Consider the following 12,652-nt stretch of genomic DNA (forward strand, 5'->3'; position numbering starts at 1 on the left):
GGCAAGTGTGCCCGGCCTGGAAATGCGCCAGCCTGCTCCGCGTGCAGCAACCGGCCCGCGCCCGTCCGCGCCACCCCCGCGGCGCCGGGGCGGGGTGGCAGACTGCCCCGGCTCGTCGCGATGCAAAACAGATTTCGCGGGCGCGGCCGGCCGTGCCGCGGCAGCGGGCCGTCGCGCCGCCCCGCCCCGTCCTGCCTCGCCGCGGCGCCGGCGGGCGCAGGGCCGCGTGCGGCGCGGGGCCGGGGCGCCGCAAGCCCCGTGGCACGGCGCGGCGCGCGCGCTACAAGCCGGGCGATGCCGCCTGTCGTGCCGGCCGCCCGCCGGTGCCACGGGGCGCCCACGGAGCGATCCGCGGGGCGATCCGCCGCGCGGCCGCCCGACCCCGACCGCCCGTTGACCGGAGGCCGCCGTGACCACTCCCCCGAATCCCCCGCCGCCCGGCTCCCCACCTGTCGCCCCCGCTTCCCCTCCTGCCTCCTCTCCTGCCTCCCCGGGCAGCCTGACCTATCGCGACGCCGGCGTGGACATCGAGGCCGGCGACGCGCTGGTGGAGGCGATCAAGCCGCTGGCGAAGGCCACGCGCCGCTCCGGCGTGATGGGCGGGCTCGGCGGCTTCGGCGCGCTGTTCGACCCGGCGGCGGCCGGCTACCGCGACCCGGTGCTGGTCTCCTCCACCGACGGCGTCGGCACCAAGCTGCGCCTCGCCATCGAGGCCGGGAAGCACGACACGGTGGGCATCGACCTCGTGGCGATGTGCGTCAACGACCTGGTGGTGCAGGGCGCCGAGCCGCTCTTCTTCCTCGACTACTTCGCCACCGGCAAGCTGCGCGTGGAGCAGGCGCGCGACGTGGTCGCGGGCATCGCCGAGGGCTGCGCGCGCGCCGGCTGCGCCCTGATCGGCGGCGAGACGGCCGAGATGCCGGGCATGTACGCGGCGGACGACTACGACCTCGCCGGCTTCTCGGTCGGCGCCGCCGAGCGCGACCGGCTGCTGCCGCGCGCCGATGTCGGCCCGGGCGACGTGCTGCTCGGCCTCGGCGCCTCGGGCGTGCACTCCAACGGCTACTCGCTGGTGCGGCGGATCGTCGCGGCGAGCGGCCTGGCCCTGACCGATCCCGCACCCTTCGCCGAGGGGCTGGCGCTGGGCGAGGCGCTGCTGGCGCCGACCCGGATCTACGTGCGGCCGCTGCTGGCGCTGCACCAGGCGGGGCTGCTGAAGGCGGCCGCGCATATCACCGGCGGCGGCCTGCCCGGCAACCTGCCGCGCGTGCTGCCCGAGGGCGTCACCGCCGTGCTGGATGCCGGCGCCTGGACGGTGCCGCCGGTGTTCCGCTGGCTGGCCGCGGCCGGCGACGTCGCCGCCGAGGAGATGCTGCGGGTGTTCAATTGCGGCCTCGGCATGGTGGTGGTGGTGGCCGCCGAGGATGCCGACGCGGCGGCGGAGTCGCTGCGCCAGGCCGGCGAGACGGTGTTCGTGGCCGGCCGGATCGAGGCGGGCGGCGACGGGGTGCGGATCGACAACCTGCCGGCGGGCTGGCCGCGATGAGCGCGGACGCGTCCGCCGGGCCGGGTGCGCCGACGGCCGCGCCGATGGACGTACCGGCCGGCGGTACGCCGGCGCCGCGCCGCCGCGTCGCGGTGCTGATCTCCGGGCGCGGCTCCAACATGGCGGCGCTGCTGGAGGCGGCCGCCGCCCCGGGCTTCCCGGCCGAGGTCGCGCTGGTGCTGTCCAACCGCGCCGACGCCGCCGGCCTCGCCCATGCCGCCGCGCGCGGCGTGGCGACGGCGGTGGTGGAGAGCCGCCCCCACGGCCGCGACCGCGCGGCGCACGAGCGCGCCGTGCAGTCGGTGCTGGAGGCGCATGGCATCGAGCTGGTCTGCCTCGCCGGCTACATGCGGATCCTCACGCCCTGGCTGGTCGGCCGCTGGGCGGGGCGGATGCTGAACATCCACCCGAGCCTGCTGCCGGCCTTCCCCGGCCTCGACACGCACCAACGCGCCATCGCGGCGGGCTGCACGCTGCACGGCTGCACCGTCCACCTCGTGACCGAGGAGATGGATGCGGGCCCGATCCTGGCGCAGGCGGCGGTGCCGGTGCTGCCGGGCGACGACCCGGACACGCTGGCCGCGCGGGTGCTGGCGCAGGAGCACCGGCTCTACCCGCTGGCGCTGCGCCGGGTGGCGGCCGGGGCGGGGTGGGCCGCCGACCCTGGTGCAGCCCCTGGGGCAGCCCCTGAGTCAGACCTCTGGGCCGATCCCGGGGCGGCGCTGCTGAACCCGGCGCCGCGCTGAGAGCCATCCGGGAGGTCGGCGGCGACAGGGAACCGACCCGCAGGCCGGCCCGAACGGGTCCTGGGGGACGGCCCCGCCGCCTCCCATCGAACCGCCTTCCGCCGATCCAGCCGGGCCGCCCCTTGCCGGAACCGGCCGTCGCTTCCTACAAAACGCTGGAAGAACGTCAGCGTCAGGGACAACGATGGCCGATACGCATGCGCCGAACGATGCCGCCACCGCGCCGATGAGCTACGCGGACCTCGTCGCCGACCGGCAGCGCGGCTGGGCCGCCTTCACCCGCTTCGCCTCCTATGGCGTGATCGCGGTGGTGGTGCTGCTGATCCTGCTGAAGATCTTCGTCGGCTGAACCGCGCCGCCGGTATCGCGAGGGCCGGAACGGACCGGCTTCGCCGGCACCATGCCAGCCCGACCGGGTCGGGCTGGCATGGTGCCGGCCCCTGATCCGTCGCATTTCCCGGGCGCATTTCCCGGGTCGCCGGGCGAGCGCGCCCAGCCACGGAAATGTTCCGTGGCGAGGCGCAGGTCGTCGCCTTCCGGGCGGATTCACGCCGCCGGGCGTGCCCGCCTTCCGGCGGACCGCGACAGGCCGCGCGGCCCACGAACGGAAAGGGCCCCGTGCCGGGATCGGCGCGGGGCCCTTCGCCGTTCCGTGCCGCCGCGCCTCGGGGAAGCCCCGCGGCGCGGCGTGCCTGCCTCAGCCGACGATCTCTTCCGGCTTGAAGAAGAAGGCGATCTCGGTCGCGGCGTTCTCGGCGCTGTCCGAGCCGTGCACGGAGTTCGCCTCGATGCTCTCGGCGAACTCCTTGCGGATGGTGCCGGGGGCGGCGTTGGCCGGGTTGGTGGCGCCCATGATCTCGCGGTTCTTCGCGACCGCGCCCTCGCCCTCCAGCACCTGCACCACCACCGGGCCGGTGATCATGAAGGCGACGAGGTCGTTGAAGAAGGGCCGCTCCTTGTGGACGGCGTAGAAGCCCTCGGCCTGCTCCTTCGTGAGCTTGATGCGCTTCTGCGCGACGATGCGCAGGCCCTGCTCCTCGAACTTGGCGTTGATCTTGCCCGTCAGGTTCCGGCGCGTGGCGTCCGGCTTGATGATCGACAGCGTGCGCTCGGTGGCCATGGCGCAATTCCTTCTGGTGAGAGCGGGTAAGGCGGCGATTCGGGGCGCCGGATAAGCCGCCGGGCGGCGCCGCGCAAGCCCGGCCCCGCGGTCCGGAGCCTGTCCGGGCGGCCCGCGGGTCGGGGCCGGCGGGCCCTTTCCGCGCCGGAAGCGTCGGTCCCCCGCCCCGACGCGCCGCCTCGGAGCCTGCTTGATACCGGCCCGCACAAATCCTGGCTTGTGCGGGCCGGTATCGCGCGTGGGGTTGGTGGGGCGGCCGCGCGCCGGACCGACGAATCATACGGGTCCGCAACTTGTGCGGACCCGTATGGGAGGCCTGCGGCGGAGGGATGGCGAGGGTTTTTCGTGCCGGGAAGGATGGAGGGACGCCGGCGCGATGCGGCGCATCGTGCCAGGTCCCTGACGCTCCCGGCGCGGAAAAGACCCGCCGGACCGACCCGCAGGCTTCTCGAACAGGCTGTCAGGGCGGCGGGATCCCCTCCGCCGACCTCCCGGACGGGCCCTCAGGCCGGGGCGCGTTCCGGCAGCCGCATCCAGCCCGGCACGCGCGGCGTCAGCACCGAATCGCCCGCCTCTCCGGCCGCCCGGGCCGGCCCGTCCAGCGCCTCGACGCGCATCAGGGCGAGGCCGAGCCCGTCGCGGCCGGAGCGCATCTCGCCCACCTCGCGCCCGTCGCGCAGCAGAGGGGTGCCGCGCGGCGGCAGCGGGCCGGCCACCTCCACCGGCACCAGCCGGCGCTTGACCAGGCCGCGGTAGCGGGTGCGGGCGGTCAGCTCCTGGCCCATGTAGCAGCCCTTGGTCCAGGAGATGCCGTGCAGCTCGTCGAACCCGGCCTCCAGCAACACGGATTTCTCGGCGTCGAGGTCGCGCGCGCCGTCGGGGAGGCCGAGGGCGAGGCGGTGGCGGTCCCAGTCGGCGAAATCGGCGTCCGCCGCGACCGGGGTAGGGGAGAGGAGGCGCCAGCCGGCCTCGGGGAGGCGGGGATCGGGCACGGCCAGCGCGCCCTCGGGCAGGCCCGTCGGCGGCGCCGTCCCACCCCAGGCGGCGGCGACGGAGAGCGGGGTGACGGCCAGCGCGACGCGCGAGCGCAGGCGGAAGCGCGAAAGGCGCTGCACCACGGCGGCGGCGCCGGCGGCCTCGGCGTCCAGCAGCAGCCGTCCGCCATCCGCGAGGATGAGGAAATCGGCCAGCCACTTGCCCTGCGGCGTCAGCAGCGCGGCCCAGACGGCGTGGCCAGGGGCGGCCTGCGTCACGTCGTTCGAGACGAGGCCCTGGAGGAAGGGCACCCGGTCCTCGCCGGTGATCTCGATGACGGCGCGGTCGGGGAGGTGGCTGATCGGCATGGACGGGGAGTTGGGCGCGGCGGTCCGCCGGTGCAACGGGTGGCGCGGCGGCGGCCGCCGTGGTCGCGGGGAGGGCGGGGCGTTGCGGGCGACCGAGCAATCCCAATCGTGGCGGCCGCCGTGGTCGCGGCGAGGGCGGGAGGAAGGCCGGCCCGAGGCCGGCGTCCGGGAAGGCGGCGCGGGCGCGAGGGGCGGTCCGGAAAGGCTCATCCGGGGGGAGCGGGCCGGAGCGCCGGCCCCGCGGGGCGCCCCCGCGCGGCGGAATGCCCCGGGGCCGGAAGGACCCGGCCGGGGTAGCGCCATGTCGGCGCGTTCATGCTAGACGCGGCCTCCAGATGCGCATCCTGTTCGTCACCTCCAACCGGCTCGGGGACGCGGTCCTGACCACGGGGCTGCTGGACCACCTCGTCCGCGCGCATCCCGATGCCGCGATCACCGTGGTCTGCGGCCCGGTGGCGGCGCCGCTGTTCGACCGCATGCCGAACCGCGAGGCGACGATCGTGCTGGAGAAGCGGCCCTACGGGATGCACTGGGCGGGGCTGTACCTGCGCGTGGTGCGGCAGCGCTGGGACCTGGTGGTGGACCTGCGCGGCGGGCTGCTCGGCTACACGGTGTGGACGCGCCGCCGCGCGGTGCAGCGCGGCGGCTGGCGCGGCGGCCACCGCATCCGCCAGATCGGGGCCGTGCTCGGGCTCGACCCGCCGCCCCGGCCGGTGGCCTGGTGGGCGCCGGCCGACGCGGCGCGCGCGGCGTCGCTGCTGCCCGAGGCGGTGGGTGGCGGGGCGCCCTGGATCGCGCTCGGTCCCACCGCCAACTGGTCGGGCAAGCTGTGGCCGGCGGACCGCTTCGCCGCGCTGTTCCGCGCCCTCGCCGCGCCGGACGGGCCGCTGCCGGGTGCCCGCGCCGTGGTGTTCGGCGGCCCCGGCCCGGCCGAGCGCGCCATGGCGGCGCCGCTGCTGGCGGCGCTGGCCGGCGCGCCCGGGGAGGCGGGGAACGGCTCGGGCGGCGGCGCGGTGGACCTGGTCGGCGGGCTGTCGCTGGCCGAGGTGGCGGCGGCGCTGGCCCGCTGCGCGCTGTTCGTGGGCAACGATTCCGGGCTGATGCACCTGGCCGCCGCCGCCGGCACGCCGACCCTCGGCCTGTTCGGGCCGACCCCGGCCGCGGAGTACGCGCCGGTCGGCCGTTGCGCCGCCGCCGTCCTGGCGGACGGCCCGCTGGGCGCCGCGCCGATGGCGTCGCTGCCGGTCGAGACGGCCCTGCGGGCCGCGCGGACGCTGCTGGCGGCGCCGCCCGCGCCGGTCCCGGCGCTGGTCGGGGCGGCGGCATGAGCGGCGGCCGCGTCGCGCCCCGGCGGCCGGCCGGGGCGGAAGGGTGGCACGCGCGGGGCGGCACCGCGAGGATGGCCCTGACGGAGCGCCCCGATGGGAATCGCCCCTGCGGGACTCGCCTCGCGGGGACCGGCCCGACGAGGGGCGCCCCCCTGAGGATCGCCCCCCTGAAAACCGCGCCCATGAGGATCGCCCCATGAGGATCGCGCACGTCATGGGCAGCGGCGCGCAGGGCGGCGCCGAGGCCTTCTTCGAGCGTCTCTGCCTTGCCCAGGCCGCCGCGGGCGAGACGGTGCTGCCGGTGGTCCGGCGCGACCCGGCGCCGGACGGGCGCAACGCGCGGCTGCGCGCGGCGGGGCTCGACCCGCTGGAACTGCCCTTCGGCAACCCGCTCGACCTCGTCACCCGGCTGCGGCTGCGGCAGGCGCTGCACCGCTTCGCGCCGGAGGTGGTGGTGGCGTGGCAGAACCGCGCCGCCAGCTTCGCGCCACGCGGGCCCTGGACGCTGGTGGGCCGGCTCGGCGGCTATTACGACCTGCGCTACTACCGCCGCTGCGACCATCTGGTGGGCAACACGCGGGGCCTGCGCGAATACTTCGTGGCGCGCGGCTGGCCGGCGGCGCGGGCGCACCACGTGCCGAATTTCGCCAACGACTTCGCCGGCTGCGCCCCCGCCGCGCTGCCGGCGCCGCCCGGCATGACCCGGCTGCTGGCGCTGGGGCGGCTGCATCGCAACAAGGGCTTCGACGTGCTGCTGCGGGCGCTGGCCCTGCTGCCTGGGCTGCACCTGTCGCTGGCCGGCGAGGGGCCGGAGCGCGGCGCGCTGACGGCGCTCGCCGCCTCGCTCGGCGTCGCCGACCGCGTGGCCTTCCTGGGCTGGCGCGAGGATACCGGGGCGCTGCTGGCGGGGTGCGACCTGTTCGTCTGCCCCTCGCGCCACGAGCCGCTGGGCAACGTGGTGCTGGAGGCATGGTCCGCCGGCCGGCCGGTGGTGGCGGCGGCCTCGCAGGGGCCCACCGAGCTGATCGAGCCGGGCGTGACCGGGCGGCTCGCCGCGGTGGACGACCCGGCGGCGCTGGCCGCGGCGCTGGCGGCGGTGGCCGGCGACCCGGCGGCCGCGCGCGCCATGGCCGCGGCCGGGCAGGCCGTCTACCGGCGGCACTTCGCCACCGCGCCGGTGCTGGCGCGCTGGCGGCGGTTCCTGGAGGACGTCGCGGCGGGCGGCGCCAGGCGGGGCGGAAGCGGCCAGGGTGAGAGTGGCCAGGGTGAGAGTGGCCACGGTGGGATCGGCCTCGGCGAGAGCGGCCAGGACGAGAGGGGACCGGGCACGACGCCGGACGGGGCGGGCGAGTCCGCGCGGACGGAGCATGCGGCCTGAATGTGCGGGATCGCCGGCCTGTCGCTGCGCCCCGGGCAGGTGCCCGCCGCCGCCGTGCTGGACGCGCTGACCGGGGCGCTGGCGCATCGCGGCCCGGACGGCGCCGGCCACCACCAGTCGGGCAACATCGCGCTGGCGCACACGCGCCTGTCGATCATCGACCTCGTCACCGGCGACCAGCCGCTGCTGGCCGGGCCGGCGGCGCTGGTGGCGAACGGCGAGGTCTACAACTACCGCGAGCTGCGCCGCGACAACCAGCTCGTCTGCACCACGGGCAGCGACTGCGAGCCGCCGCTGCATCTCTGGCGGCGCGACGGCGTCGGCTTCGCCGACCGGCTGCGCGGCATGTACGCCATCGCCATCCACGACCGCGCCGCGCGCCGGCTGGTGCTGGCGCGCGATCCGTTCGGCATCAAGCCGCTCTATCTCGCCGAGGTGGCGGGCGGCCTCGCCTTCGCCTCGGAGCCGCAGGCGCTGGTCGCGGCCGGGCTGGTGCGGCCGCGGGTGCGGCGCGAGGCGCGCGACGAGCTGCTGCAGATCCAGTTCACCACCGGCGCCGAGACCATCTTCGAGGGCATCCGCCGCGTGCTGCCCGGCGAGACGGTGGTGATCGCCGACGGCGCCGTGGTGGAGCGCCGCCGCCGCGCCGCGCTGCCCGAGGGCGGGCCGGAGGAGATCACCGAGCAGGCGGCGCTGGAGCGCCTCGACGCCGCGCTGACCGAGAGCGTCGCGCTGCACCAGCGCTCGGACGTGCCCTACGGGCTGTTCCTCTCGGGCGGCATCGACAGCGCCGCGATCCTGGCCGTGATGGCGCGGCTGAACGACCGGCCCGTGCTGGCCTTCACCGCCGGCTTCGACGCGCCGGGCGCCGCCGACGAGCGCGCCCATGCCGCCGAGGCCGCGCGCGCCGCCGGCGCCGAGCACCACACGGTGCGGATCGACGAGGCGATGGTCTGGCGGCACCTGCCCGAGATCGTCGCCGCGATGGACGACCCGGCGGCGGACTACGCCATCATCCCGACCTGGTTCCTGGCGCGCGAGGCGCGGCGGGCGGTGAAGGTGGTGCTCTCCGGCGAGGGCGGCGACGAGATGTTCGGCGGCTACGGCCGCTACCGCGCCGCGATGCGCCCCTGGTGGCTCGGCGGCCGCGCCCCCCGCGCGCGGGGGGCCTTCGACCGGCTGGACGTGCTGCGCGAGCCGCCGCGCGGCTGGCGCGACGGCATCGAGGCGGCCGAGGCGGCCTGCGGCGCGGGCGGGCGCACCCGCCTGCAGGGCGCGCAGGCGCTGGACGTGGCCGACTGGCTGCCGAACGACCTGCTGACCAAGCTCGACCGCTGCCTGATGGCGCACGGGGTGGAAGGGCGCACGCCCTTCCTCGACCCCGGCGTGGCGGCGGCGGCGTTCCGGCTGCCGGACGCGCTGAAGGTGCGCTCGAAAGGCGGGCGGGCGGCCGGCAAGTGGCTGCTGCGGCGCTGGCTGGAGGCTAATTTCCCGGCCGCGCGGCCCTTCGCGCCGAAGCAGGGCTTCACCGTGCCGATCGGCGCCTGGATCGCGGGGCAGGGTGATCGGCTCGGCCCGCTGGTGGCGGCGCAGCCGGGCGTGGCGGAGATCGCGCGGCCGGACCGCGTGGCGGCGCTGTTCCGGCATGCCGGCGAGAAGCACCGTGCCTTCGCCGCCTGGCACCTGCTGTTCTACGCGCTCTGGCACCGGCGGCACGTCGAGGGGATGCCGGCCGAGGGCGACGTGTTCGCTGCCCTCGCCGCGTGATCCTCTCCGCGCTGTCGCAAGGGACGGCCCGGCTGCTTCGCCCCGCGAGGCCCGAACGAGAAGAGGTCCAGGAGGGCTTCGCCCTTCTGGCGGCTGGGGTCCGGGGAAGGCAGAGCCTTCCCCGGGGGGCGGATGGGGACCGGGGAAGGCTGCGCCTTCCCCGGGGAACGGACGGGGCCGAGGGAAGGCGGAGCCCTCCCCGCGGGGGCGCAAGACGGCGGAACCGTGTCCCCGCCCTGCTCGCCGCGCTCTGGCTGTCCGGCTGCGCCGCCGCCGATTTCGACCTCGGCCATGGCTCGACGCCCCCCGAGGCCGCCGCCGCCGTCTCGCCCGCGCTCTACGCCGAGTTCTGCGCCGTCTCGCAGATCCGCAAGCGGCCGGGCTTCGGCGCCGACATACGCGGCGGCATCGGCGGGCACGCGGTGTTCTACCTGCACGGCGCCTGCCGCGACCGCGACGCGCGCTACCCGGTGCTGCGCCTGTGCGACCCGTCCCGGCCGGGCGAGCCGGAGGGCGCCGGGCTCTCCATGAACAGCAACTACCGCAACGCCAAATGGGTGGCGACGGACGGGCCGGGCTTCTTCTTCGAGGGCGGGCTGCGCCCGGGCGAGCGGCTGACCCGCGCGCGCTACCGCCAAGCGCAGGCCGAGGCCGCGGCGCAGGGCATCTTCGACGGCGTGGAATTCCACGAGACGTCCTTCGCCGCCATGCCGCCGGGCATGTCGCGCCGGGACTGGATGTACGAGATCTCGGTGGCGACGGACTACGCGATCGCCTTCGGGCGCGGGCGGTACTGCGCGCGCGTGCCGGTGGGGCGGGCGGCGATGGGGCGGATGGTGGCGTTCCTGAACGCCGAGAACGCGCCCTACCGCGCCGGCCAGCGGGAATTCCGCTGGAACATCTTCAACGACAATTGCGCGCACCTCGCGCACAACGCGCTCGCCGCCGCCGGCCTGTGGGCGGAATGGCCGACGGGGCGGCCGCTGCTCGTCTCGGTGTTCGACTTCCCGGTGCCGCGCAACGAGTTCGTCAACACCGCGCTGCGCGCCAACGACATGCCGATCGACGACCTCGACGCGGTGTGGGCCGACGCGGCGGCGCGGCGCTCGGTGCTGCGGGCGGCCGAGCTGCCGACGCGGCCGGGGGCGCTGGTGAGCGCGGTGCCGCCCTGGCGCGACAACGACCTCTACGAGACCGACCTCGCGCTGATCTTCTACGACGACGCCATCACCAGCCGCTACCAGCGCCGCTTCGACCGCCTGTTCGCCGAGGCGCGCTTCCACGACGCGGAAGCCAACCTCGCGCACTTCGCCGCGCTCTACGCGCGCATCCGCGCCGCGCGGCAGCCGCCGGAAGGCTGGCTGCGCCGGCACGGGCAGGCCGCGCCGGCCGAGCGGGCGCGCCTCGCCGCCTTCCACGCGCGCTACTACGAGGCGGTGGACGCGGCGGCGGCCTCGGTGGCGACGCGGCTGGCGCTGCTGCGGGCGGCGGTGCCGCGCGGGGAGGCGTCGCGGGCGGACGGGCCGGGCGCGGCCGGCGCGCCGTCCTGCCGCTGCTGACGCGCCGCCGCGCGCCCGCTACGGCTTCGCCGTGCCAGCGGTCGGGCCAGTGGTCGGGCCAGTGGTCGGGCCAGCGGGTGCGCCATTCGCCGGCGCGGCGCGCCAGCCCGAGACCGTGCCGGGCGAGCGGGGCGGAGGCTGCTCCGGCGAGAAGCGGGTCCATCCCGGCACCTGCGCGGCGAGGTTGACCTCGCGCCACTTCGGATGGCGCGGCGGGCGCTGGAGCGTGGGGAATTTCTCGTTCAGCGCGGCGACGAAACGCGCCACGCGGCGGTGGCGGTCGCTGCCGGGCTGCCAAGCGTAGACCGCCATCGCGGCCCCCACCGCCACCGTCTCCACCGGCTGTTCCGGCGGCACCAGGCCGGGATACTCGGCCGGGCCGAGCTGCGAGGGCAGGTAGGTCTCCAGCAGCGGCGCGGCCAGCGGCACCGGCAGGAAGTGCAGCCCGGAATCGGCGCCGAGCGGCGCGAAGAGGCGGGCCGGCTTGCCGGCGACGTAGGCCAGCGCCGCGATCTCGCCCGCGCGCAGCTTCTGCAGCGCGACGTCCTGCGAGTCGTGCGCCGGCCGCACCGGGATGCGCAGCGCCTCGAACAGCAGCGAGCCGGTCATCGCCGTGCCGCTGCCCGGCACGTCGAGGTTCACCGGGCGGCCGGCGAGATCCTCGATGCGCGCGATCTCGCGGCGCGCCAGGAGGTGGATCTCCTCGTCGTAGAGCTTGGCGATGTACTGGATCGCCTGGGCGGCGCCGGGCACCAGGCGCTCGCGGCGCACGAAGGCGAGCACGTCGGACTGCACGATGCCGATGTCCACGCCGCGCAGGTAGATGATGTCGGCGAGGTTCTGCACCGAGCCCTTGCCGATCATCGGCAGGACGCGCAGGCGCTCGCCGTCGTCGAGCACGGCGGCGAGGTCGGCGGCGATGCGGATGTAGGTGCCGTCCACCCCGCCCGAGATCACGCCCACCGTGCCGGCATTGGCGCGCGCCGTCAGCGTCGCCGACAGGCCGGTGGGGGCCGTCGGCCGCGCCGGGGCGGGGAATGGCGGGGCGGCCGGCGGCAGGGCCGGCGGGGAGGCGCGTGCCTCGGCCGGGGTGCGTGCCGCCGGGCCCTGCGCCGCCGCCGGTCCGCCCGCCGCCGCGAGCGCCGCCCCGAGCAGCAGGCCCCGTCGCGTGGCCGGGATCTCGTTCATGCCGTTTCCTCTCCGTGGTTGCCGGCGCGGGCCGGATGGCGGCGCCGTTCCCGGCGCCACGCTCCGGCCCCGTCCGCCGTGAAGGCCTGTCCGGCGCGTCCCGGTGGCGGGGGCACGGCTTCTCCGGTCGAGAGCCGCTCCAGGGCGCGTGCGCGCAGGGAGATCGGCTCGGTCCGGCGGGCCCTTTCCGCGCCGGCGGCACAGGCCGCCTGCCACGATGCCACGGCATCGGGGCGGCGCGCCTTCCCGGCCGGCACGGAAGATCCCTCCCCATCCTTTCGCCGCTCCCCTTCGCGGACGCGCCCCGGAGCATTTCCAGGCCGGGCGTACTCACCCGGCGACCCGGGAAATGCGAGAAACCAAAAGGCCGGAACGGCTCCAGAGCATTTTCAGGCTGAGCGTCCTCGCTCGGCGGCTCGGAAAATGCGCCGGATCGAAGGCTGGAGCCGTTCCGGCCTGATACAGTCAGGCTGGATCGGCTCTAGCGCGGCTCCAGCCGACGCAGCGCGGCCGGCGCGCCGGCGTCGCCCAGCGCGGCGGCGCGGCGGTACCAGAGGATGGCGGTGGCCGGATCGGGCGCGATGCGGGCGCCGATCGAGGCGAGGAATTCGGGGTCGTGGGTGCGGGCCAGGGCCGCCGCCGCCTCGGCGCTGCCGGCGGTGGGGGGGGGGGGGGGG

11 protein-coding genes are annotated in these 12,652 nt (G+C 76.7%); 7 read left to right on the top strand and 4 right to left on the bottom strand.

All coding sequences use genetic code 11. The features are described from left to right. Positions 1-499 precede the first annotated feature (499 nt). The 3 genes from purM to M0638_RS01135 all read left to right on the top strand — a co-directional run bounded on the left by purM (position 500) and on the right by M0638_RS01135 (position 2,641). Positions 500-1,546: a phosphoribosylformylglycinamidine cyclo-ligase gene (purM, locus tag M0638_RS01125; protein ID WP_248665119.1), complete on the top strand. Its 1,047-nt coding sequence runs from the start codon at positions 500-502 to the stop codon at positions 1,544-1,546. A 44-nt stretch (positions 1,547-1,590) separates the two neighbouring features. Then, positions 1,591-2,292, top strand: a complete 702-nt coding sequence (purN, locus tag M0638_RS01130; RefSeq protein WP_248665120.1) for a phosphoribosylglycinamide formyltransferase — start codon at positions 1,591-1,593, stop codon at positions 2,290-2,292. Positions 2,293-2,476: 184 nt separating this feature from the next. Continuing rightward, a complete protein-coding gene (locus M0638_RS01135) occupies positions 2,477-2,641 on the top strand; it encodes a hypothetical protein (protein WP_248665111.1) in 165 nt (54 codons plus the stop codon). A 348-nt stretch (positions 2,642-2,989) separates the two neighbouring features. Here M0638_RS01135 and ndk read toward each other — a convergent pair whose 3' ends face one another. Both ndk and ygfZ read right to left on the bottom strand, forming a co-directional pair. Further along, positions 2,990-3,412, bottom strand: coding sequence for a nucleoside-diphosphate kinase (ndk, locus tag M0638_RS01140; RefSeq protein ID WP_248665112.1), 423 nt, complete (start codon positions 3,410-3,412; stop codon positions 2,990-2,992). Positions 3,413-3,915: 503 nt separating this feature from the next. After that, complete coding sequence (ygfZ, locus tag M0638_RS01145; protein WP_248665113.1) at positions 3,916-4,755, bottom strand: CAF17-like 4Fe-4S cluster assembly/insertion protein YgfZ; 840 nt, start codon at positions 4,753-4,755, stop codon at positions 3,916-3,918. A gap of 335 nt (positions 4,756-5,090) precedes the next feature. On the opposite strand from ygfZ, the gene M0638_RS01150 reads away from it, so the two are divergent. The 4 genes from M0638_RS01150 to M0638_RS01165 all read left to right on the top strand — a co-directional run bounded on the left by M0638_RS01150 (position 5,091) and on the right by M0638_RS01165 (position 10,787). Beyond that, positions 5,091-6,083, top strand: coding sequence for a glycosyltransferase family 9 protein (locus M0638_RS01150; protein WP_248665114.1), 993 nt, complete (start codon positions 5,091-5,093; stop codon positions 6,081-6,083). Positions 6,084-6,279: 196 nt separating this feature from the next. After that, on the top strand, positions 6,280-7,461 hold the full coding sequence (locus M0638_RS01155; RefSeq protein WP_248665115.1) for a glycosyltransferase: 1,182 nt from the start codon (positions 6,280-6,282) through the stop codon (positions 7,459-7,461). Beyond that, complete coding sequence (gene asnB, locus M0638_RS01160) at positions 7,462-9,228, top strand: asparagine synthase (glutamine-hydrolyzing) (RefSeq protein ID WP_248665116.1); 1,767 nt, start codon at positions 7,462-7,464, stop codon at positions 9,226-9,228. After that, positions 9,225-10,787, top strand: coding sequence for a hypothetical protein (locus M0638_RS01165; RefSeq protein WP_248665117.1), 1,563 nt, complete (start codon positions 9,225-9,227; stop codon positions 10,785-10,787). Before asnB ends, M0638_RS01165 begins: the two co-directional genes overlap by 4 nt. An 18-nt stretch (positions 10,788-10,805) precedes the next feature. On the opposite strand, the gene M0638_RS01170 is transcribed toward M0638_RS01165, so the two are convergent. Both M0638_RS01170 and M0638_RS01175 read right to left on the bottom strand, forming a co-directional pair. Further along, complete coding sequence (locus M0638_RS01170) at positions 10,806-11,975, bottom strand: TAXI family TRAP transporter solute-binding subunit (protein WP_248665118.1); 1,170 nt, start codon at positions 11,973-11,975, stop codon at positions 10,806-10,808. Between the two features lie 481 nt (positions 11,976-12,456). Beyond that, positions 12,457-12,652 (bottom strand): hypothetical protein (locus M0638_RS01175; RefSeq protein ID WP_456316019.1); only part of this gene is annotated, 196 nt, incomplete at its 5' end.

Origin of the sequence: Roseomonas acroporae (assembly GCF_023223525.1) — a bacterium.
GTDB lineage: Bacteria > Pseudomonadota > Alphaproteobacteria > Acetobacterales > Acetobacteraceae > Roseomonas_E > Roseomonas_E acroporae.